Annotated in this window: 21 protein-coding genes; 11 read left to right on the top strand and 10 right to left on the bottom strand. The window is 70.0% G+C overall.

Going from position 1 to position 20,234, the window contains the following annotated elements; genetic code table 11:
* Nucleotides 1-30: 30 nt before the first annotated feature.
* A complete protein-coding gene (locus ACZ7M2_RS04455) occupies nucleotides 31-564 on the bottom strand; it encodes a GNAT family N-acetyltransferase (RefSeq protein ID WP_471594084.1) in 534 nt (177 codons plus the stop codon).
* Here ACZ7M2_RS04455 and ACZ7M2_RS04450 point away from each other — a divergent pair.
* Nucleotides 557-1,495 (top strand): DUF6879 family protein, encoded by a 939-nt coding sequence (locus tag ACZ7M2_RS04450; protein WP_471594083.1) that lies wholly within the window; start codon nucleotides 557-559, stop codon nucleotides 1,493-1,495. The two genes, ACZ7M2_RS04455 and ACZ7M2_RS04450, sit on opposite strands and share 8 nt — an antisense overlap.
* Before the next feature lie 49 nt (nucleotides 1,496-1,544).
* Here ACZ7M2_RS04450 and ACZ7M2_RS04445 read toward each other — a convergent pair whose 3' ends face one another.
* Nucleotides 1,545-3,791, bottom strand: a complete 2,247-nt coding sequence (locus ACZ7M2_RS04445) for a serine/threonine-protein kinase (protein ID WP_471594082.1) — start codon at nucleotides 3,789-3,791, stop codon at nucleotides 1,545-1,547.
* Nucleotides 3,792-4,109: 318 nt separating this feature from the next.
* Between ACZ7M2_RS04445 and ACZ7M2_RS04440 the strand changes: the two genes are divergently transcribed.
* From ACZ7M2_RS04440 to ACZ7M2_RS04425, 4 genes are all read left to right on the top strand, one after another.
* Nucleotides 4,110-4,316 carry a hypothetical protein gene (locus ACZ7M2_RS04440; RefSeq protein WP_471594081.1) on the top strand — a complete coding sequence of 69 codons (207 nt, stop codon included), beginning with the start codon at nucleotides 4,110-4,112 and terminating at the stop codon, nucleotides 4,314-4,316.
* Complete coding sequence (locus ACZ7M2_RS04435; protein ID WP_352046131.1) at nucleotides 4,262-4,540, top strand: hypothetical protein; 279 nt, start codon at nucleotides 4,262-4,264, stop codon at nucleotides 4,538-4,540. Before ACZ7M2_RS04440 ends, ACZ7M2_RS04435 begins: the two co-directional genes overlap by 55 nt.
* A gap of 223 nt (nucleotides 4,541-4,763) precedes the next feature.
* A complete protein-coding gene (recO, locus tag ACZ7M2_RS04430) occupies nucleotides 4,764-5,510 on the top strand; it encodes a DNA repair protein RecO (protein ID WP_054235479.1) in 747 nt (248 codons plus the stop codon).
* A 22-nt stretch (nucleotides 5,511-5,532) separates the two neighbouring features.
* Nucleotides 5,533-6,378 carry an isoprenyl transferase gene (locus tag ACZ7M2_RS04425; protein ID WP_352046130.1) on the top strand — a complete coding sequence of 282 codons (846 nt, stop codon included), beginning with the start codon at nucleotides 5,533-5,535 and terminating at the stop codon, nucleotides 6,376-6,378.
* Nucleotides 6,379-6,484: 106 nt separating this feature from the next.
* Here the strand turns inward: ACZ7M2_RS04425 and ACZ7M2_RS04420 are convergent, their stop codons facing one another.
* From ACZ7M2_RS04420 to ACZ7M2_RS04405, 4 genes are read right to left on the bottom strand one after another with little or no spacing between them, the layout of a single operon-like run.
* On the bottom strand, nucleotides 6,485-6,901 hold the full coding sequence (locus tag ACZ7M2_RS04420) for a Fur family transcriptional regulator (protein ID WP_352046129.1): 417 nt from the start codon (nucleotides 6,899-6,901) through the stop codon (nucleotides 6,485-6,487).
* A gap of 58 nt (nucleotides 6,902-6,959) precedes the next feature.
* Nucleotides 6,960-7,862 (bottom strand): metal ABC transporter permease, encoded by a 903-nt coding sequence (locus ACZ7M2_RS04415; RefSeq protein ID WP_471594080.1) that lies wholly within the window; start codon nucleotides 7,860-7,862, stop codon nucleotides 6,960-6,962.
* A 16-nt stretch (nucleotides 7,863-7,878) separates the two neighbouring features.
* A complete protein-coding gene (locus ACZ7M2_RS04410) occupies nucleotides 7,879-8,646 on the bottom strand; it encodes a metal ABC transporter ATP-binding protein (RefSeq protein WP_471594079.1) in 768 nt (255 codons plus the stop codon).
* Nucleotides 8,647-8,672: 26 nt separating this feature from the next.
* A complete protein-coding gene (locus tag ACZ7M2_RS04405; protein ID WP_471594078.1) occupies nucleotides 8,673-9,653 on the bottom strand; it encodes a metal ABC transporter substrate-binding protein in 981 nt (326 codons plus the stop codon).
* A gap of 191 nt (nucleotides 9,654-9,844) precedes the next feature.
* Between ACZ7M2_RS04405 and ACZ7M2_RS04400 the strand changes: the two genes are divergently transcribed.
* Nucleotides 9,845-11,227 carry a glycine--tRNA ligase gene (locus tag ACZ7M2_RS04400; protein ID WP_060901977.1) on the top strand — a complete coding sequence of 461 codons (1,383 nt, stop codon included), beginning with the start codon at nucleotides 9,845-9,847 and terminating at the stop codon, nucleotides 11,225-11,227.
* A 234-nt stretch (nucleotides 11,228-11,461) separates the two neighbouring features.
* Here ACZ7M2_RS04400 and ACZ7M2_RS04395 read toward each other — a convergent pair whose 3' ends face one another.
* Complete coding sequence (locus ACZ7M2_RS04395; protein ID WP_471594077.1) at nucleotides 11,462-12,514, bottom strand: chitinase; 1,053 nt, start codon at nucleotides 12,512-12,514, stop codon at nucleotides 11,462-11,464.
* Nucleotides 12,515-12,858: 344 nt separating this feature from the next.
* Between ACZ7M2_RS04395 and ACZ7M2_RS04390 the strand changes: the two genes are divergently transcribed.
* Nucleotides 12,859-13,863, top strand: a complete 1,005-nt coding sequence (locus ACZ7M2_RS04390; protein WP_471594076.1) for an aldo/keto reductase — start codon at nucleotides 12,859-12,861, stop codon at nucleotides 13,861-13,863.
* 26 nt (nucleotides 13,864-13,889) lie between these two features.
* Nucleotides 13,890-14,495: a TetR/AcrR family transcriptional regulator gene (locus ACZ7M2_RS04385; protein WP_471594075.1), complete on the top strand. Its 606-nt coding sequence runs from the start codon at nucleotides 13,890-13,892 to the stop codon at nucleotides 14,493-14,495.
* A gap of 38 nt (nucleotides 14,496-14,533) precedes the next feature.
* Here ACZ7M2_RS04385 and ACZ7M2_RS04380 read toward each other — a convergent pair whose 3' ends face one another.
* Nucleotides 14,534-14,740: a hypothetical protein gene (locus ACZ7M2_RS04380; protein ID WP_352046122.1), complete on the bottom strand. Its 207-nt coding sequence runs from the start codon at nucleotides 14,738-14,740 to the stop codon at nucleotides 14,534-14,536.
* A gap of 234 nt (nucleotides 14,741-14,974) precedes the next feature.
* Between ACZ7M2_RS04380 and ACZ7M2_RS04375 the strand changes: the two genes are divergently transcribed.
* Nucleotides 14,975-15,727: a transporter substrate-binding domain-containing protein gene (locus ACZ7M2_RS04375; RefSeq protein WP_471594074.1), complete on the top strand. Its 753-nt coding sequence runs from the start codon at nucleotides 14,975-14,977 to the stop codon at nucleotides 15,725-15,727.
* On the top strand, nucleotides 15,724-16,104 hold the full coding sequence (locus ACZ7M2_RS04370; RefSeq protein ID WP_471594073.1) for a VOC family protein: 381 nt from the start codon (nucleotides 15,724-15,726) through the stop codon (nucleotides 16,102-16,104). Before ACZ7M2_RS04375 ends, ACZ7M2_RS04370 begins: the two co-directional genes overlap by 4 nt.
* 51 nt (nucleotides 16,105-16,155) lie before the next feature.
* On the opposite strand, the gene ACZ7M2_RS04365 is transcribed toward ACZ7M2_RS04370, so the two are convergent.
* Nucleotides 16,156-17,586 carry an MFS transporter gene (locus tag ACZ7M2_RS04365; RefSeq protein WP_403688113.1) on the bottom strand — a complete coding sequence of 477 codons (1,431 nt, stop codon included), beginning with the start codon at nucleotides 17,584-17,586 and terminating at the stop codon, nucleotides 16,156-16,158.
* A gap of 101 nt (nucleotides 17,587-17,687) precedes the next feature.
* Between ACZ7M2_RS04365 and ACZ7M2_RS04360 the strand changes: the two genes are divergently transcribed.
* Nucleotides 17,688-18,671 carry a helix-turn-helix transcriptional regulator gene (locus ACZ7M2_RS04360; RefSeq protein ID WP_471594072.1) on the top strand — a complete coding sequence of 328 codons (984 nt, stop codon included), beginning with the start codon at nucleotides 17,688-17,690 and terminating at the stop codon, nucleotides 18,669-18,671.
* A gap of 22 nt (nucleotides 18,672-18,693) precedes the next feature.
* On the opposite strand, the gene ACZ7M2_RS04355 is transcribed toward ACZ7M2_RS04360, so the two are convergent.
* Nucleotides 18,694-20,139, bottom strand: coding sequence for an MFS transporter (locus ACZ7M2_RS04355; RefSeq protein WP_471594071.1), 1,446 nt, complete (start codon nucleotides 20,137-20,139; stop codon nucleotides 18,694-18,696).
* Between the last annotated feature and the right edge of the window lie 95 nt (nucleotides 20,140-20,234).

The following is a 20,234-nucleotide window of genomic DNA, read 5'->3' as shown; positions in this document are numbered from 1 at the left end:
GCGGGCCCCGCGCCGGGCGGCTTGTCGAGATCAGTGGCGCAACGCCAGCAGAAGGCGGTCGTCGCCCGGCCCGAAGTAGTCCTCCCGGGCGCCCTGTTCGGTGAAACCCAAGGACCGGTAGAGGGCGATCGCGGCGGTGTTGGCCGGCTCCACGGTGAGCCACACCTCGTGCACTCCGCCGATGGGCAGCCTCCAAAGCGTCTCCTGCATGAGCCGTCGGGCCAGTCCCTGTCCCCGCAACTGCTTGGCGATACCCAGACCCAGGATCCAGCTCCTGCGCCCGTCCGGGGAGGGTGCGCTCAGCGCGTAGCCGTGGAGGGAGGAGCCGTCGTCGAGCACGAGGAGATGGTCTGTGTATACGTCGAACAACTGGCGCAGCACGAAGTACGGGTACGCGAAGTGCGGGAACAGCTCGGTGTCCAGACGGAAGAGCGCGGGCAGGTCGTCCTCTGATGCCGGTCGGGGAGAGGCAGGAATGGACGGATCGTCAGGGGCACCGGCACCGGCACCGGCACCGGCACCGGCACCGATACCGGCTCCGGGGGCGGCGGAGGGCTTGCGCATACCGCCGGTTCTGCTGAAGACACTGGTCACCGTGGTCGTGGCCACCATCGCGTATGTGACGACCAACCTGATCAACCAGGATCAGAACAAGCTGTGGCAACTCGCGGTTTCCATCGTCATCGGCGGCGCGACGCTCATCGTCCAGTACATGGGCGACTTCGAACGACGGCTGGCCTCGGTGGAGACCGGTCAGCAGGCGTACGCACGGGAAGTCGCCGACCGTCTGACCGGCCACCACCGTGAGATGCGGACCCTGGTCGACCGGAGGTTCACGGACGTCAGCGAGGCGACCGAACTCTTCGACACCCTCGACCACTCCACGCTCCGCCTGGACGGGGTGACGCGACTGGCCCGCAGCGCCACGCGGGTGAGTTCCCTGGGTCCCGGCCTCGTGAGCGCCTTCGCCCGCGAGGAGATCGATCGCCTCGCGTCGGTCATGGAGAACCTCACCACGATGAGTGCCGACTGCCCCGGCGAGAACCACGACTGGCTGATGGCCCTCACCAAGTGCACCACCGGGACCATGGACGCCACCAGCAGCTTCGTGGAGCGGAACTACTGGGACAGCGAGCCCGCCCTCCGCTACCTCCAGGCACAGGCGGAGGCCATCGCACAACGGGGTGTGAAGGTGCGGCGCCTGTTCATCGTGCAGAAGCCGGAAGGCGCCGACCCGGCCCTGCTCCAACTCTGCCAGGACCAGAAGAACATGGGCATCGACACGCGCGTCGTAGCCCTGTCCGAGCTCCCGCTGAACGTCCGGCGCGGCACGACGAACGACTTCGTCATCTTCGACGAGACACTCTGCTACGAAGTCGAGCCGGACCTGTTGCACGAGAACGCCAAGACCACGCTCAACGCCCGCGAGGATCATCTCAGGCAGCGGGTCAAGAGGTTCCGGGAGCTCTGGGACGTGGGCCTCAGCGATACGTGACACGACACGACACGACACGACGCGACGTGACGTCGTGTCGTGGGTCGCGTCAGTGGGTGGCCGCGGCCGGCTTCGGTGTGGCCTTGGGGCGGTCCGGGCGTACGGAGAAGGCGGTGTCGCCCGCGACGGCCACGATCGCGTCCTTCACCAGCAGCAGGCTCGGGACCGTGGTCTCCGGCGAGTTCCCCGGGTTGTCCAGCTTGTCCGTGTTCCACCGCGTGGCGCCGGTCGCGCGGTCGAGCGCGAGCAGCCGGCCGTAGCGGTTGACGAAGAAGAGGTCGTCGTACGTCGTCGACAGCACCGGCTTCGACAGATTCTCGATCTGCGTCTCACGCTGCCAGAGCCGGGCGCCGTCGGTCGCCCTGACCGCGGTGACGGTCCCGTCGGGCCGGACGAAGTACACGACGCCGTCGAGGAGGGTGGCCGAGCCGTGCGGCGGGCCCGCCAGGGGGATCCGGCCGAGGGCGCCGCTGGTCGGGTTCACCCTCAGCAGGCCTGAGTACGGTGTGTCCGCATCGTCGACGGACTCGTCCTCCGCCGCGTTCCGTGGCACCGCGAACAGCGGCTGCCCGCCCGTGGTGCCGAGCGGCACCACCCCGTGGGGCAGCGTGGCGAGGTCGTGCGCCGTGCCGTCCGCCGGGTCGAGGCGCACCAGGCCGGTCGAGCCCGTGTCGGAGGTCTGCTGTGTGCACAGGCCGTAGGGGACGCCGTCCAGGGCCAGCGGGGAGCAGGAGTTGGTCACCGACGACTTCGCCGGTGTCCGCCACAGGTCCTTGCCCGTCCGGCCGTCGAAGGCGACGAACTCCGTCCCGTCCTCCCCGTCGTCCGACTTCGCCAGGACGCCGCCGTCGAACAGGACGGCGGGCCAGACCTCGTTGACCGGGCGGTACCAGAGCCGCTTTCCGGTGTCGGCGGAGAGGGCGACCAGGCGCCAGGTCTCGCGCACGTTCAGGCCCGGCTTCTCGTAGGTGTACACGACGCCGTCCCGGACGCCGAGCGGCAGCGTGGTCTGCGGGGTGTGGCCGGCCCGCCACTCGACGCGGCCGGAGGCGGCGTCGAGCTTGGCGACCGTGAAGCCGGACCCCGCGCAGTACAGGGCGGAGCCGCTGGACACGCAGCCGGATTCCGAGCCGCTGATGGAGATGTCCGTGTACGCCTTGTCCGGGGCCTGGGTGAGGTTCGCGCGCCAGGACTTCCAGCCGGCGGGGAGCGCCGCGGCGGGAGAGGCGGCGGCGCGCGACGCGGTGGTCCGCCCGCCGGGCGTGCCCTCGGTGCTCTTGGGGCGCGCCACCAGGTAGTACACCGACGCGGACACCGCCGTGACGGCCAGGGCCGCGCCGAGCGCGACGAGGAGGCGCACCCGGCGACCGCGGCGGCCGAAGCCGGTCGAGGTCGTCGTGTCACCGTGCCTCCGGGCGGCCCTGCGGCCTCCCACGACGGTCGAGGGGCCCGCCGAGGCCGCAGTGGCCGGGGCGGTCGCCACGTCCGGCAGGTCCCTGAACAGCCGGTGCAGCTCGGTGAGGTCGGGCCGGGCGGTCGCGTCCTTGTCCAGACAGCGCTCGGCGATGCTCCTGAGGGGCTCCGGTACGCCGTCCAGGACCGGCTGCTCGTGCACCACCTGATAGCCCGTCATGTAGGGGCTGCCGCCGTCGAAGGGACGGTTGCCGGTGGCCGCGTACACCAGCAGCGAGCCCAGCGAGAACACGTCCGAGGCGGCGGTGACGTCCCGGGGCGAGGCGAACTGCTCCGGGGACATGAAGGGCGGGGTGCCGATCAGCCGCCCCGTCACGGTGAGGGCCTGGTTGTCGGCGGCGCGCGAGATACCGAAGTCGATGACGCGCGGACCGTCCTCGGCCAGCAGGACGTTGCTCGGCTTCAGGTCCCGGTGCACCACACCGGCCTGGTGGATGTCCCGCAGCGCCTCGACGAGCCCCAACGCCAGGGTGCGCAGCGCGTGCCCGCTCAACGGGCCTTTCTCCGCCACGATTTCGGACAGCGTCCGGCCCGGCACGTACAGCGTCGCCATCCACGGCACTTCGGCGTCCGGATCGGCGTCCACCACGGGAGCGGTGAACGCTCCGCTCACCCGGCGGGCCGCCGAGATCTCCTGCCGGAAGCGGACGCGGAACTCCTCGTCCTGCGCGTACTGCGCGTGTACGACCTTGACCGCGACCTGCCGTCCCGAGTCGGAACGTCCCAGGTAGACGACGCCCATGCCACCGCTGCCGAGCCGGTCGACGAGCGTGTAGCCGCCTATCGACCCGATGGACTCCGATTCCCCGGTGCTCAGCGGCATGGCCCGTTACCTTTCCCAAATCCCCTGTGTCGCACGCCTGTTCCGCGGCATCAGACTAGTGCCTGCGTCACTCGCACACCGGCAAGGCCGGCTGACCTGAGGTGTGGGGAGCGCTGGGGACACGAGCCGCCGGTCCAAGAAGAAGTAATGCGCGCCGCATTCAACTGTGGTTTCCGAATGGCCTGTTCGAACTGGCCGATGTCGGCCAAACCCCTTACCGCGCGCCGAACTTGCAAAGGACAGACTCCCGTCGAGTGTAGATGCGGAGCGTCACCCTGGAGATGCGAAGAGTGAAACTCGGAAAGTCGGGGGAGCAGGGTGAAGGCACTGCACGCGGCGCTCTGCGTCGAAGAGGCGGAGGTAACGGTGAAGGAATTGCGGGCGGCACTGGAGAAGGCCGGAATTACGTTGCCGTCGCTCCGGATCGACCCGGCGAGTTTGGCGCGCGAGGCATTTTGGCCGCGTACCGAATGGGGCGGCTGCTCCATCGAGGTCGCGACCCGGCTCGCGGTGGCGCCGCGGTGAGGCCGCCGACGAAGCCGCCGATCGGCTCGTACGTCGTCGACACGCACACAGGGAGGGTGGGAATGGTGATGGGACACGAGGGACCGTACGTACAGCTGAGACCGCTGGGTGGGGGCAAGGAGTGGGACTGCGCGCCGGACACCGTCCGACGGGCCACCGCGGCGGAGCGGCTCAGCGCGGCCACGGCGTATGCGAACGCACGCAGCCGCGGTGAGGTCCCCTAGAAGCGCGCACCGCACGGCCTTCGGCGTCGGTACGGGAGGCCGTGCGGTCCGGGCGGACGGGCGGGCGGGGCGTGGCCAGGAGGTGGCGTTCCAGGAGCGCGGGACGTCGATGATCAGCTGGTTCCGGCGATCCCGGCCCCCGCCGGCACAAGCGCTACCAGGGTGATTCCTCACGAAACCGTAACGGCGACGCGCCGCTCGCGGCGTACGCGAGAATGGCCGCATGAGTCTGTTCCGCGACGACGGCATCGTGCTGCGCACCCAGAAGCTGGGTGAGGCGGACCGGATCATCACGCTGCTCACCCGCGGTCACGGCCGCGTACGGGCCGTGGCCCGTGGTGTACGGCGGACCAAGTCGAAGTTCGGAGCCCGGCTCGAACCCTTCTCACACGTGGACGTGCAGTTCTTCGCGCGGGGGAGCGAGCTGATCGGGCGCGGCCTGCCGCTGTGCACGCAGAGCGAGACGATCGCTCCGTACGGCGGCGGGATCGTGACGGACTACGCGCGCTACACCGCCGGTACGGCCATGCTCGAAACCGCCGAGCGGTTCACCGATCACGAGGGGGAGCCCGCCGTGCAGCAGTATCTGCTGCTCGTCGGCGGGCTGCGCACCCTCGCCCGGGGCGAGCACGAGCCGCACCTCGTCCTCGACGCCTTCCTGCTGCGCTCCCTCGCCGTGAACGGCTACGCGCCCAGCTTCAGCGCCTGCGCGAAGTGCGGGATGCCGGGACCGAATCGGTTCTTCTCGGTCGCGGCGGGAGGTTCCGTCTGCGTGGACTGCCGGGTGCCCGGCAGCGTCGTACCCTCGGCGGGGGCTCTCGAACTGCTCGGCGCGCTGCTGACGGGAGACTGGGAGACCGCGGACGCGTGCGAGCCGCGGTATGTCCGGGAGGGCAGCGGGCTGGTGTCGGCCTATCTGCACTGGCATCTGGAGCGCGGGCTGCGCTCACTCCGGTACGTGGAAAAGTAAGACTGAGGGAGACGAGAAGCACATGGTCGTACGCGGGATCCTGGGACGCCAGCGCCGCGAGTACAAGACGCCGGAACCGCACCCCTCCGGCGCTGTCGCGCCCAAGCTCCCCGGTGAGCTGATCCCGAACCACGTGGCGATCGTCATGGACGGGAACGGCCGCTGGGCGAAGGAGCGCGGGCTGCCGCGTACCGAGGGGCACAAGGTCGGCGCCGAGCGCGTCCTCGACGTGCTGCAGGGCGCGATCGAGATGGGGGTCGGCGCCATCTCGCTGTACGCCTTCTCCACCGAGAACTGGAAGCGCTCGCCCGACGAGGTGCGCTTCCTGATGAACTTCAACCGCGACTTCATCCGCAAGACCCGCGACCAGCTCGACGAACTCGGCATCCGGGTCCGCTGGGTGGGCCGGATGCCCAAGCTGTGGAAGTCGGTGGCCAAGGAGCTCCAGGTCGCCCAGGAGCAGACCAAGGACAACGACCGGCTGACGCTGTACTTCTGCATGAACTACGGCGGTCGCGCCGAAATCACCGACGCCGCGCAGGCCTTGGCCGAGGACATCAAGGCCGGCCGGCTCGACCCGTCGAAGGTCACCGAGAAGACCTTCGCGAAGTACCTCTACTACCCGGACATGCCCGACGTGGACCTGTTCCTGCGGCCGAGCGGCGAGCAGCGCACCTCCAACTACCTGCTCTGGCAGAGCGCCTACGCCGAGATGGTCTTCCAGAACGTGCTGTGGCCGGACTTCGACCGGCGCGACCTGTGGCGGGCGTGCGTCGAGTTCGCCCAGCGCGACCGCCGCTTCGGCGGCGCCGTCCCGAACGAGCAACTGCTCGCGATGGAGCAGGGCATGCGGGGCCGCGAGGAATAGGGCCCGATGCGTGAGGGGGCGCTCCGTCAGGAGGCGCCCCCTTCAGGGGCGCGAGAACCGCGCGCCCAGCCCCCACCGACCCGCAGTCGAAAAGCAGCCCCCCCGGTTACCCCTTGGCGGATGCGCACTCCGCACAGGTGCCGAAGATCTCCACCGTGTGCGCGACGTTCACATAGCCGTGCTCCACCGCGATCGCCTCCGCCCACTTCTCGACGGCCGGGCCCTCGACCTCGACCGCCTTGCCGCAGACGCGGCAGACGAGGTGGTGGTGGTGCTCGCCGGTGGAGCAGCGGCGGTAGACGGACTCGCCGTCGGAGGTACGCAGTACGTCGACCTCGCCGGCGTCGGCGAGGGACTGCAGCGTGCGGTACACGGTGGTGAGTCCGACGGAGTCACCCTTGTGCTTGAGCATGTCGTGGAGCTCCTGCGCACTGCGGAACTCGTCCACCTCGTCGAGCGCCGCCGCCACGGCGGCACGCTGCCGGGTGGAACGGCCCCGAACGGGCGATCCAGCGGTTGTCACCGTTGCCTCCTCACGTCTGCCCTTGCCCGGCCATTGTGCCAGCCCGGACTGTGCGTGGTCAGACGCCGACCTTGCGTTCCGGGCCACAGGTGGCCGGAATCGCGCACTCCGCGGGGTCTCCGGCCCCCTGCGCCGCGGCCAGGGCCCGGGCACGGCGCCGGGCCAGCGGGGTCGCCAGCACCGTGAGCACGATGAACGCGCCGATGGTCAGCAACACGATCGTCGCACCGGGCGGCACGTCCTGGTAGTACGACGTCACGGTGCCGCCGATCGTCACGCTCACCCCGATGGCCACCGCGATCGCGAAGGTGGCGGCGAAGCTGCGGCTGAGCTGCTGGGCCGCGGCCACCGGGACCACCATCAGCGCGCTGACCAGGAGCAGGCCGACCACCCGCATCGCGACCGTCACGGTGACGGCGGCGGTGACGGCGGTGAGCAGGTTCAGGGCGCGCACCGGCAGGCCCGTCACCCGCGCGAACTCCTCGTCCTGGCTGACCGCGAACAGCTGCCGGCGCAGGCCGAGAGTGACCAGGACGACGAAGGCCGCGAGCCAGCAGATCGCCGTCACGTCGGACTCGCTCACCGTGGAGAGCGAGCCGAAGAGGTACGAGGTCAGGTTGGCGTTCGAGCCCGTCGGCGCGAGGTTGATGAACATCACGCCGCCCGCCATACCGCCGTAGAAGAGCATGGCGAGCGCGATGTCGCCGCGCGTCTTGCCGTACCAGCGGATCAGCTCCATGATCACGGCGCCGAGGACCGAGACGGCCGTCGCCATCCACACCGGGTTGGTGGAGAGCAGGAAGCCGAGGCCGACACCGGTCATCGCTACATGGCCGATGCCGTCGCCCATCAGGGCCTGGCGGCGCTGGACGAGGTAGATGCCGACGGCGGGCGCGGTGATGCCCACCAGGACGGCGGCGAGCAGCGCCCGCTGCATGAAGTCGTAGTTCAGGATGTCCATCAGCTCTGCGGTCCCATCAGCTCAGCAGTCCCGTCCGGATCGGTTCGGCGTCGTGAGCCGCGTGCGGGTGTATGTGGTCGTGGCCGGGCAGAGCGTGCTGGCCGACCGCCTGTGGGGGCGGGCCGTCGTGCAGGACGCAGCCGTCGCGCAGGACGACCGCGCGGTCGATCAGTGGCTCCAGGGGGCCCAGCTCGTGCAGGACGAGCAGGACGGTGGTGCCCGCCGCGACCTGCTCGCGCAGGGTCCGGGCCAGCACCTCCTGGCTCGCCAGGTCGACGCCCGCCATCGGCTCGTCCATGATCAGCAGCTCGGGTGCGGAGGCGAGGGCGCGGGCGATCAGGACGCGCTGGTGCTGGCCGCCCGACAGGGCGTTCACCGAGTCCTTGGCGCGGTCCGCCATGCCGACGAGCTCCAGGGCGTGCCGTACGGCCTCGTGGTCGGCCTTGCGCAGCACGCCGAAGCGGGCACGGGAGAGCCGGCCGGAGGCGACGATCTCGGTCACCGTGGCGGGCACGCCGCCCGCGGCGGTCGTGCGCTGCGGCACGTACCCCACCCGCTTCCAGTCGCGGAAGCGGCGCCGCGGGGTGCCGAAGATCTCTATCTCGCCGCCGCTGACCGGGACCTGGCCGATGACGCTGCGGATGGCCGTCGACTTGCCGGAGCCGTTGGCGCCGAGCAGCGCGACGACCTCACCGCGGTGCACGGTGAGGTCGATGCCGCGCAGGACGGGGCGCGAACCCAGCTCGGCGGTCACGCCGCGCAGGGATATGACGGGCTCGCTCACGCTGTCCTCCTGGAATTCGGACGGTGTCACTTGGCGCCCAACGCCGTTCGCAGCGCCTTCAGGTTCGACTCCATGACCTGGAAGTAGTCGCTGCCCCTGGACTTGTCGGTGATGCCCTCGATCGGGTCGAGGACGTCCGTCTTCAGGTTCGCGTCGCCCGCGATGGTCTTGGCGGTCTTGTCGCTGACGAGCGTCTCGTAGAAGACCGTCGAGACGCCGTCGGCCTTCGCCATCTTCTCAAGGTCCTTCACGCGGTTCGCGCTGGGCTCCGACTCCGGGTCCAGGCCGTTGATGGCCTCCTCGGTGAGGCCGTAGCGCTCGGCGAGGTAGCCGAAGGCGGCGTGCGTGGTGACGAAGACCTTGGTCCTGGTGTCCGCCAGCCCGGTCTTGTACCGGGTGTCGAGATCGGCGAACTTCTTCCGCAGCGCCGCCATGTTCTTGTCGTAGTCCGCGGCGTTCTTCGGGTCGGCCTTCTTGAGGGCCTTGGCGACCCCTTCGGCGACCTGGCCGTACTTCACCGGGTCGAGCCAGATGTGCGGGTCGGCGGAGCCGCTCTCCTCGCCCTTGGAGGTGTCGTGCGAGGCCGCGTGCCCGCCGACCTCGTTGCCGTGCTTCTCCAGGGTCGTCAGCGACGCGGCGTCGATCTTGGTCTTGACCTCGGACTGCGCCACGGCGTCGTCGACGGCCGGCTGCAGGTTCTTGAGGTAGACGACGGCGTCCGCCGACTGGAGCCGCGCGGTCTGCCGGGCGCTGATCTCCAGGTCGTGCGGCTCCTGACCGGGCTGGGTCAGGCTCGTGACGTGCACGTGCGTCCCGCCGATCTGCTCGGCGAGGTACTGCATGGGGTAGAACGACGCCACGATGTCGAGCTTCCCGTCACTCTTGCCGTCGGCCGCCGTGGAAGCCGAGCAGCCGGTGAGGGCGCCGAGGCCGACGGCGGTGGCTGCCAGGGCCGCGGACCCGGCGGTGCTTATTCGAGAAGCGGCGAGGCGCCGACGTACGTTCATGACAGTCATTTTCAACAAACTTGGAAACGATTGTCAACAAGCCCCGGGTAAGCCCTCGGTAAACGAGGCGGCGAATGAGCCGGTAAGGGGCACGATGGGGCGAGGTGTCCCCGAACCGATTTGATACGAGGGTGGGCGGCGCCGGTAACCTGAATCATTCGCTGCCGTCCGTTCGTAATGAAGAGAGCACCGTGGCCGCCGACAAGATCGACACCATCGTCAGCCTGAGCAAGCGCCGTGGCTTCGTTTTCCCCAGTAGTGAGATCTACGGCGGACAGCGTGCCGCCTGGGACTACGGCCCGCTCGGCGTCGAGCTCAAGGAGAACATCAAGCGCCAGTGGTGGCGCTACATGGTCACCTCCCGTGAGGACGTCGTCGGTATCGACTCGTCGGTGATCCTGGCGACCGAGGTCTGGGTCGCGTCGGGGCACGTCGCCACCTTCACCGACCCGCTCACCGAGTGCACCTCCTGCCACAAGCGCTACCGCGCCGACCACCTGGAGGAGGCCTACGAGGCGAAGCACGGCCGCCTCCCGGAGAACGGCCTCGCCGACCTCAACTGTCCCAACTGCGGCAACAAGGGCACGTTCACCGAGCCCAAGCAGTTCTCGGGCCTGCTCACCACCCACCTCGGCCCCACGCAGGACAGCGGCTCCGTCGCCTACCTGCGCCCCGAGACGGCCCAGGGCATCTTCACCAACTTCGCCCAGGTCCAGCAGACCTCGCGCCGCAAGCCGCCCTTCGGCATCGCGCAGATGGGCAAGTCCTTCCGCAACGAGATCACGCCCGGCAACTTCATCTTCCGCACCCGCGAGTTCGAGCAGATGGAGATGGAGTTCTTCGTCAAGCCGGGCGAGGACGAGAAGTGGCAGGAGTACTGGATGCAGGAGCGCTGGAACTGGTACACCGGCCTCGGTCTGCGCGAAGAGAACATGCGCTGGTTCGAGCACCCCAAGGAGAAGCTCTCCCACTACTCCAAGCGCACCGCCGACATCGAGTACCGCTTCAGCTTCGGCGGCAACGAGTGGGGTGAGCTGGAGGGCGTCGCCAACCGCACCGACTACGACCTCGGCGCGCACTCCAAGGCCTCCGGCCAGGACCTCTCCTACTTCGACCAGGAGGCCGGCGAGCGCTGGACTCCGTACGTCATCGAGCCCGCCGCCGGTGTCGGCCGCGCGATGCTGGCGTTCCTGCTGGACGCCTACGTCGAGGACGAGGCCCCCAACGCCAAGGGCAAGATGGAGAAGCGCACGGTGCTGCGCCTCGACCCGCGCCTCGCGCCGGTCAAGGTCGCCGTCCTGCCGCTCTCCCGCAACCCCGAGCTGTCCCCGAAGGCCAAGGGTCTCGCCACCGCCCTGCGCCAGCACTGGAACATCGACTTCGACGACGCGGGCGCCATCGGCCGCCGCTACCGTCGCCAGGACGAGATCGGCACCCCGTTCTGCGTCACGGTCGACTTCGACACCCTCGACGACAACGCCGTCACGGTGCGTGAGCGCGACTCGATGAAGCAGGAGCGCGTCTCCCTCGACCAGATCGAGGGCTACCTGGCCGCGCGCCTGATCGGCTGCTGACCCGGCCCGTCCGTGAAAAGCCCCCGGTTCCCGCGACGCGGGAACCGGGGGCTTTTCGGCTCGCCGAACACTTCCTGGCGGCGGATCCCTCGACGCGGCGCGGTGAAGGCCGCCGCGCCGACCGAGCTCATGACCGCCGGCCAGGCGGACGGTGACCTCCACTCGGACGTCACCGCCGCCGACTTCGACCTCCTGCCGGCCACCGCTGGACTGCTCCCCGAGCCGTCCTGGTTCTCAGCGGCCCTGCAGCGCCTTGACGTTGTCGCCGAAGGTCCAGCTCTTCGAGCCGTCCCAGTTGATCGACCAGGTCATCAGGCCCTTGAGGCCGGTGCCGTAGTGCCGCCACGCCTGGGAGACCAGGCTCGGTGACATGTAGCCGCCGCCCGCGCCCGACTGGGCGGGCAGACCCGGGACCTGCTTGTCGTAGGGCACCTTGATGGTGGTGCCCTGCACGACCAGCCCCTTGTTCAGACAGTCGGTCTGCGCGGTGAAGCCCTGGACGGTGCCCGCCGAGTAGGAATCGCCGGAGCATCCGTACATGCTGCCGTTGTAGTACTGCATGTTGAGCCACCACAGGCGCCCGTTGTCCGCGTACTTCTTGACGATCGGCAGATACGCGCCCCAGATCGAGCCGTACGTGATGCTGCCGCCCGTGACGTACGCGGTCTCCGGCGCCATGGTCAGCCCGAAGTTGGCCGGCATCTGCGACAGCACGCCGTCGATGATCCGGATCAGGTTGGCCTGGGACGTGGACGGCTGACCGACGCTGCCACTGCCGACCAGGCCCGTCTCGATGTCGATGTCGATACCGTCGAAGTTGTACTTCTTCAGGATCGGCACGATCGTCGCGACGAACCTGTCGGCGACGGCTGAGGAACTGAGGTCGATGCCCGCCGCCGCCCCGCCGATCGACAGCAGGATCGTCTGCCCGGACGCCTTGGCCGCGCACATCTCCGCCGGCGTCGCGACCTTCACACCGGCGTCCATCCCGTCCTCCCACAGCGCCGTGCCGTCGGAGCGGATGACCGGGAACGCCGCGTTGATCACGTTGTAGCCGTGCGCGGCGATACGGGAGTCGGTGATCGGCGTCCATCCGAACGGCGGGTGCACTCCGTTGGAGGAGCCGTCCCAGTTCTCCCAGTAACCCTGGAGAACCTTCCCGGACGGGCGGGACTTCACGGCGCAGGTGTCGGCGGCGGATGCGGTGGGGGCGGTGGCGACCGACAGTGGGGCGAGGACGGCTGCGGTGAGTGCGAGGGCGAACAGGCGCAGCTTCCGACGGATCATGCGAGGCCTCCCGGTGGGGGGGGGTGCGGTGAGGTGTCGTAGGCATGACAGTGCCCGCGGTCCAGACCTGTCGTCAATAGGTCTGGACCAAAGTGGGGTGGGGGATGGCGGGTGGCGGGTGGCAGGTGACCGATGGCAGGTGGTGGATGTCGGCTACCAGCTACCAGCTACCAGCTGACGGGTGACGGGTGACGGGTGACGGGTGACGGGTGACGGGTGACGGGTGACGGGTGACAAGTATCGGATGACAGATAACAGATAACAGATGACAGATATTGAAATCTGTCATCTGTCATGCCATCGTGAAAGGGCACCAATCCCCCAAGGGACACCAAGGAGTCCTCATGCAAACCCGCCCCCTCGGAACCACCGGCCCCCAGGTCTCCGCCCTCGGCCTCGGCTGCATGGGCATGTCCGCGCTGTACGGCGAGGCGGACCGGGCCGAGTCCATCGCGACCATCCACGCCGCCCTCGAGGCGGGCGTGACGCTCCTCGATACCGGCGACTTCTACGCCATGGGCCACAACGAGATGCTGATCGGCGAGGCCCTGCGCGCGGCTCCGGCGGCCCTGCGCGAGCAGGCGCTGACCAGCGTCAAGTTCGGCGCCCTGCGCGACCCGGACGGCGGCTGGTCCGGATACGACGGCCGGCCCGCCGCGGTGCGGAACTTCGCCGCGTACTCGCTGCAACGCCTGGGCGTCGATCACATCGACGTGTACCGGATCGCGCGGCTCGACCCGAACCTCCCGATCGAGGAGACGGTCGGCGCGATCGCCGAGCTCGTGGAGAAGGGGCACGTCAGGCACATCGGCCTGAGCGAGGTCGGCGCCGAATCCATCCGCCGGGCCGCCGCCACCGCCCCCATCTCCGACCTCCAGATCGAGTACTCGCTGATCTCGCGCGGCATCGAGGACGAGGTCCTGCCGACCACCCGTGAGCTGGGCATCGGGATCACCGCGTACGGCGTGCTGTCCCGCGGGCTGATCTCCGGCCACTTCACGGCCGACCGGCAGCTGGCCCCGACCGACTTCCGCTCCATGAGCCCCCGCTTCCAGGGCGAGAACCTCCAGCACAACCTCTCCCTCGTCGAGGCGCTGCGGAAGATCGCGGAGCAGAAGGGCGTCAGCGTGGCGCAGATCGCGATCGCGTGGGTGTTGTCGAGGGGCGAGGACATCGTGCCGCTGGTCGGTGCGCGGACCCGGGAGCGGCTGACGGAGGCGCTCGGCGCGCTGGACGTCACGCTCGACGACGCCGACCTCGGCGCGATCGAGCAGGCCGTGCCGGCGGACGCCGCCGCGGGTGACCGCTACCCGGCGGCGCAGATGTCGCATCTCGGCACCGACCGCTGACAGTGCCGCCAGGTACGGTTTTCGACATGGCACCGACCACCGAAGCACTGACCGCCGAGCGCATCCTCGAGGCGACCGAGGAGGCGCTGCGCCGCCACGGCCCCGCGAAGGCCACCGTGGTGGACGTGGCCCGCGCGCTCGGCGTCAGCCACGGCAGCGTCTACCGTCACTTCCGTACGAAGGCGGCGCTGCGGGAGGCGGTCACGAAGCGCTGGCTGGACCGTACGTCGCAGATACTCGCGGAGATCGCCAGACCGTCGTCCGCGCCACCCCCGGAGGCGCTCGAGCACTGGCTGGCGACGCTGTTCACCGCCAAGCGGCACAAGGCGGGCGACGATCCCGAGCTGTTCGCCACGTACTCGGTGCTGCTCGGCGAGGCGAGCGCGGTGGTCGAGGAGCACGTCGCCGAGCTGGTCGACCAGCTCTCGGACATCATTCATCGCGGCGTGATGGAGGGGGACTTCATGACCGTGGACGGCGACTCCGTCGCGACGGCCCGCGCCGTCTTCCACGCCACGAACCGTTTCCACGACCCCGCCTACGCCCACGAGTGGGAACAGCCGGGCATCGAGGCCGAGTTCTCGACGGTCGTCACCCTCGTCCTGCGCGGACTGCGCCGACGAATCGATTGAATCAAGGGCCCCGGCGAACCGGTGGACCCTGCGGAGGGCTATCCCTCCGTCGGGTCCACCGTCGCCTGATGCGCCTCGGCGAGGTGCTCCTCCGCCTTCAGCCACGGCAGGAACTGCGCGCCCTTGCGCCAGCCGCAGGTGTCGCATTTGATCGTGCGCTGTACACCGGCGCGCTGGACATGGACGACGTGCTCGCGGCCGTGCTGGTCCCAGCGGCTTACCTTGCTCGTGTTGATCTGCAGCATGACACCTCCAGGTGTTACCGCTCCGCTTGCCCGGCAAGGCGTTGGCGGCAGGCCTTTCGCAGCAAGGAGTGTGCAGCATCAGGAAGATCAACGGGGGTTCTTCGGCCGCGAGTTCACCGCGTGGTCGTACGCGATCACGACCCGTTGCCGCACCTCCACCCTCCCCTCACCCTCCGCACCCCCACCCTCCCCACCCTCAGCACTCCCGCGCCAGCCCGATCTACACTCCGCTGCATGACGACCGGAACTCCCGCCATCGCCAAGGACCTCGCGCCCCACGGCGCCCTGCGGGCCTCGATCAACCTGGGCAATCCCGTGCTGGCCCAGGGCACACCGACGGCCCCGGCCGGTATCACCGTCGACCTCGCGCGGGAGATCGGCGCCCGCCTGGACGTCCCCGTGGAACTTCTCTGCTTCGACGCGGCCCGCAAGTCGTACGAGGCGATGGCGGAGGGCCGTGCCGACCTGTGCTTCCTGGCCGTCGAGCCCGCGCGGGAGGCCGAGGTCGCGTTCACGGCGCCGTACGTCGTGATCGAGGGCGTGTACGCCGTGCCCCGCGACTCGGACCTGACGACCGTCGCCGAGGTCGACCGTCCCGGCGTACGGATCGGTGTGAAGCGCGGTTCCGCCTACGACCTCTTCCTCTCGCGTACGCTTCGGCACGCGAGCGTGGTGCGCGGGGAGGACGGGGTCGAGGCGTTCCGGGCCGAGGGGCTGGAGGTCGCGGCCGGGATCAGGCAGCCGATGACGGAGTTCGTCGCGGCGCGCCCCGAACTCCGCCTGATCGAGGACCGGTTCATGCAGATCCGGCAAGCGGTCGGCACGACGAGGGCCCGCCACCCCGAGACCGTCCGCTTCCTCCACGACCTCGTCGAGGAACTGAAGGCGAACGGCTTCGTCGCGAACGCCCTACGCCGCGCCCACCAGTCGGACACCCTGGCCGCCCCACCTGCCCGCCCCGGGAGCCGGCCTGGGATCGGCGCGTGATCGCCGAACCGCAGTGCGTGGTGCTGGACTGCCCCGAGCCGCTCCGACTCGCCGAGTTCTACGAGGCCTTGCTCGGCGGGAGTGTCAACCGGCCGGACCGACGCTGGGCGCTCGGCGAGGCCTGGTCGACGCTGCACACGCCGTCCGGTCTCGTGCTTGCCTTCCAGCGCGTGCCGGCCGCGGAGTACCGCCCTCCGCGGTGGCCCGATCCTGCCCACCCCCAGCAGTTCCACCTGGACTTCGGCGTCCCCGACCTGGACCGGGCGCGGGAACGGGTCCTGGCCCTGGGCGCGACGCCGCTGGACGTCTCCGACGGGCGGGCGTGGCACGTCTACGCGGATCCGGCAGGACATCCCTTCTGTCTGGTCCGGCACTGAGGAGTTGCGTCATGGAGCGGATACCCCGACTGCTCCGACTGCTCCGGCCGTTCAGCTGATCGTGCGCGGCAGTCGCAGGCTCAGGGCCGTCGTCAGGGCCACGCCCGCCAGTTGGACCAGGAGGGTGGTGACGAGGGCGTCCCGCATGCCGTTGCTCGAGGCGAGGGACAGGAAGAGGGTGCCCAGGGTGGCGACGCCGACGGCGAGGGCCGACTGCTGGGTGGTGGCCATGACGCCACTGCCGACGCCGGCCCGCGCGGACGGCACCTCGGAGAGGATGATCCGGATGAGGACGGGGAGTTGGAGCGCCTGGCCCGCGCCCGCGACCGCCGCGCCCGGCAGCAGTTGCCATACGCCCAGGTCGGGCCAGGACCGCCAGGCGGCCAGCGCGATGAGGGCCACGCCCACCGCCTGGATCAGCCCGCCCGCGGTGACGATCCGGGTGCCGTAGCGGGCGATCAGCCGGGGGCCGCAGAGGGAGACGACGAAGAAGACCGCGGCCATCGGCGCCAGGGCCAGGCCCGCCGGGACCGGGCCGAGGCCCGCACCTCGCTGCAGCGCCACCGCGATCACGAACATGAAGCCGCTGAAACCGATCGAGAACGGCACGATCATGATCAGGCCCCGGCGGAGCGAGGTCAGCGCGAACAGGCTCGGCGGCACCAGGGGCGTACGGCCCTCGCGGTCCTCCCGGCGCTCGACGAAGTAGAACGCCGCGGCGGCGAGGGGGAACAGCGCCAGCGACAGCCAGGTCCACAGGGGCCAGCCCGCCGCCCTGCCCTCGGTGAGCGGGGCGAGGAGCGCGAGAAGGGACACGGCGAGCAGCACCGTGCCGGGGGTGTCGATCGGCTCCGGGTGCTGCGAGCGCGTCTCGGGGACGGCGCGCGTGGCCAGGATCAGGCCGAGGATCACGACGGGCACGTTCACGAGGAACACCGCGCGCCAGCCGGTGCCCGCGATGTCCGCCGCGACGAGGAGGCCGCCGAGTATCTGCCCGGCCACCATGGACAGACCGGCCGTGGCCCCGTACAGGCCCATGGCCTTGGCGCGGCGCGGGCCCGCCGTCGCCGCCTGGATGGTGGCGAGCACCTGCGGCAGCATCGCCGCGGACGCCGCGCCCTGTGCGACGCGCGCCGCCACCAGCGTCCAGGCGCTGGGCGCGAGCCCGCACGCCAGGGAGGTGATGCCGAAGGCCGCCATGCCGCCGAGGAAGAACTGGCGTCGCCCGAAGAGGTCGCCGAGGCGGCCGCCCAGGACGAGCAGGACGGCGTACGCGACTCCGTACCCGGCGACGACGAGTTCGAGGACGGCTTCGCTCGCGTTCAGGTCCCGGCCGATGGTCGGGAGGGCTACGTTGACGATGAAGAAGTCGATGAGGGGCAGTGCCGCTCCGAGCAGCACGGTGAAGAGGCCGAGGCCGCTGAGTACGGGTGCCGTGGAGGGCGAGCGGACTGGAGTCCTGAGGGTTCCGGTTTCGGTCACGTCCTCCAGACTTCTCCTGACCTCAGACTGGTACCAGAGTGTCCTTATCCTGGTAGAAGCACTACCTGGCAACAGGTTCCGGCGAACGGCAGGCTGGAGGCATGACGACGATGACGCAGGAGAGCACCGCTCCCTGGCCGGTGGAGGCCATCGACCCTGCTCAGCGGGCGGTGTCCGTGACTTCTCCGCGGCCGGTGGACCCCGAGCCGCACGGCTCCGCCGCCCCTCGCGGCAGCGAGATCCGGCGGCACGAGCTCGCCACCTTCCTGCGCAACCGCCGTGAGCGCATCACACCGGAACAGGTCGGACTGCCCCGCGGCCGCCGCCGGCGCACGCCGGGCCTGCGCCGCGAGGAGGTCGCGCAGCTCTCCTCCGTCGGCGTCACCTGGTACACCTGGCTCGAACAGGCCCGTGACATCCAGGTCTCCGAACAGGTACTCGACGCCCTGGCCCGGACCCTGCTGCTCGACACCAGCGAGCGCGCCCACCTCTTCCGGCTGGCCGGAGCCGTCGACCCCACGCCCGCCGCGCGGTGCCCGACGCTCACCCCGGCCCTGCTCGAGGTGCTGTCCCAGCTGGAGCCGGTCCCGGCCTGCATCCAGAACAGCCGCTACGACATCCTGGCGTACAACCGCACGTACGCCCGGCTGATGATGCGCGACCTCAACTCCGTACCGCCCGAGGACCGCAACCTCATGATCCTCGCCTACACCCACCCGGAGTGGCGCGAGTCGATCGTGCTCCTCGACGAGACCATGCGCGTGATGGCCGCCAAGCTGCGCGGCTCGATGGCCGGCCACCTCGGCGAGCCCGCCTGGAAGCTGCTGGTCAAACGACTGCGGACCGAGTCGGCGGAGTTCCGTGAGATCTGGGAGCGGTACGAGGTGTACGGCGGCTCGCGCAGCAAGATCAAGCAGTTCCTGAACCCGTACGTCGGGCTGCTCACCGTCGACCACACCGACCTGTGGCTCGCCCCCGACACGGGCGCCCGCATGGTGACGTACGCCCCCGTGGACGAGCAGAGCCGTGAACGTCTGAGGAAGCTGCACGAGATCGCGCTGATGGCGGAGACGGAAGCGGCCTAGGCCGACAGGGCCCCGGGCCCGCCTAGGCGCGGACGCTCACCGAGTCCCTGACCTCCGTCGACTCCAGCTGCCGTGCCGTCCGCTCGGCCGTCCCGCGGGCCCAGCGTCCGCTGGTCAGCGCGCCCAGGACGAGCACGGCGAGACCGCAGCCGGCCAGGATCCACCAGCCGGGGCGGGCGGCCGACACGAACGTCTCCCGGTACGCCGAGGCCTGGATGCCGGAGGCCAGGACCGCGCCGACCACGGCGACACCGAGGGTGCCGCCGATCTGGCGGCTGGTGGAGGCGACGGCGGCAGCGACGCCGGCCTGGGTGCGGGGCATGCCGGACACGGCGGTGTTGGTGATGGGGGCGTTCACGAAGCCGAAGCCGAGGCCGAAGAGGACGTACCCGATGACGAGCGTGACGTTCGAGGTCTCGCCTTCGAACGCGGCGAAGAGAATCCCGCTCGCGGTCATCGAGACCCCCGCGATCAGCAGGGGCAGTCGCGGCCCCCGGTTGCCGACCAGCCGTCCCGACAACGGCGCGCACACGAAGCACATGACCGCCATGGGCAGCATCCACAGGCCCGCGTGCAGCGCGTCCAGGCCGCGCACGTTCTGCAGATAGAGCGTAGAGAGGAACAGGAACCCGCTGAGCGCGGCGAACGCGCTGACGGCGACGACTGTGGCCCCGCTGAACGGCGCCGAACGGAAGAAGCGCAGGTCGATGAGGGGTTCGGCGCGCCGGGGCTCGTACCACAGCAGGCCGAGCAGCGCGGCGAGGGCGATCGCGCCGAAGGCGAGGGTCTTGGGGGCGCCGGAGTTGGGCGCCTCGATGATCGCGTACGTCAGGGAGCCGAGCAGCGCGATGACGAGGAGCTGCCCGACCGGGTCGGGGCGGCGGGCCTTGGGGGCGCGGGACTCGGGGACGTAACGCCAGGTGAGCAGGAGCGCGGCGAGGCCGACCGGGAGGTTGATCCAGAAGATCGACCGCCAGCCGACCGAGTCCACGAGCAGGCCGCCGACGATCGGGCCCGCGGCCATCGATATGCCGACCACGCCACCCCAGACGCCGATCGCGCGGGCGCGCTCGCGCGGGTCCGTGAAGGTGTTGGTGATGATCGACATCGCGACCGGGTTCAGCATCGAGCCGCCGACCGCCTGCACCATGCGGAAGGCGACGAGCGAGTCCAGGTTCGGAGCGACGGAACACAGGACCGAACCGAGGGTGAAGATCACCAGGCCCGCCTTGAAGACCCGGCGGCGGCCGATGCGGTCGGCGGTCGAGCCCGCGAGCATCAGCAGCGACGCCAGGACCAGCGTGTACGCGTCGATGGTCCACTGGAGGCCCGCCACGCTCGCGTGCAGTTCCTTCTGCATCGAGGGGAGGGCGACGTTCAGGACCGTGTTGTCGAGGCTCACGATCAGCAGGCTCATGCAGCAGATCGCGAGGACGAGAAGACGGTGGCGGGGACTGAGCTCGGGCATTCCTCCAGCCTACGCCCGTGTCGATAGTGCGTCTAACTAATGACCCTCCCCTGACCCCTCTTTGTTGCGCACCGCACTCATTCATGACAGTCACC

It is taken from the genome of Streptomyces sp. NPDC111507 (genome assembly GCF_055638955.1).
The sequence above is the reverse complement of the archived record's forward strand: the minus strand, read 5'-3'. Positions and strand labels throughout refer to the sequence as shown.

Coding starts and splice junctions, on each gene's coding strand:
- recO (WP_054235479.1), top strand. CDS start 4,764: ATGAGTCTGTTCCGCGACGACGGCATCGTGCTGCGCACCCAGAAGCTG.
- ACZ7M2_RS04455 (WP_471594084.1), bottom strand. CDS start 564: ATGCGCAAGCCCTCCGCCGCCCCCGGAGCCGGTATCGGTGCCGGTGCC.
- ACZ7M2_RS04360 (WP_471594072.1), top strand. CDS start 17,688: ATGACGACGATGACGCAGGAGAGCACCGCTCCCTGGCCGGTGGAGGCC.
- ACZ7M2_RS04390 (WP_471594076.1), top strand. CDS start 12,859: ATGCAAACCCGCCCCCTCGGAACCACCGGCCCCCAGGTCTCCGCCCTC.
- ACZ7M2_RS04375 (WP_471594074.1), top strand. CDS start 14,975: ATGACGACCGGAACTCCCGCCATCGCCAAGGACCTCGCGCCCCACGGC.
- ACZ7M2_RS04355 (WP_471594071.1), bottom strand. CDS start 20,139: ATGCCCGAGCTCAGTCCCCGCCACCGTCTTCTCGTCCTCGCGATCTGC.
- ACZ7M2_RS04425 (WP_352046130.1), top strand. CDS start 5,533: ATGGTCGTACGCGGGATCCTGGGACGCCAGCGCCGCGAGTACAAGACG.
- ACZ7M2_RS04415 (WP_471594080.1), bottom strand. CDS start 7,862: ATGGACATCCTGAACTACGACTTCATGCAGCGGGCGCTGCTCGCCGCC.
- ACZ7M2_RS04380 (WP_352046122.1), bottom strand. CDS start 14,740: ATGCTGCAGATCAACACGAGCAAGGTAAGCCGCTGGGACCAGCACGGC.
- ACZ7M2_RS04395 (WP_471594077.1), bottom strand. CDS start 12,514: ATGATCCGTCGGAAGCTGCGCCTGTTCGCCCTCGCACTCACCGCAGCC.
- ACZ7M2_RS04405 (WP_471594078.1), bottom strand. CDS start 9,653: ATGAACGTACGTCGGCGCCTCGCCGCTTCTCGAATAAGCACCGCCGGG.
- ACZ7M2_RS04445 (WP_471594082.1), bottom strand. CDS start 3,791: ATGCCGCTGAGCACCGGGGAATCGGAGTCCATCGGGTCGATAGGCGGC.
- ACZ7M2_RS04385 (WP_471594075.1), top strand. CDS start 13,890: ATGGCACCGACCACCGAAGCACTGACCGCCGAGCGCATCCTCGAGGCG.
- ACZ7M2_RS04435 (WP_352046131.1), top strand. CDS start 4,262: ATGGGGCGGCTGCTCCATCGAGGTCGCGACCCGGCTCGCGGTGGCGCC.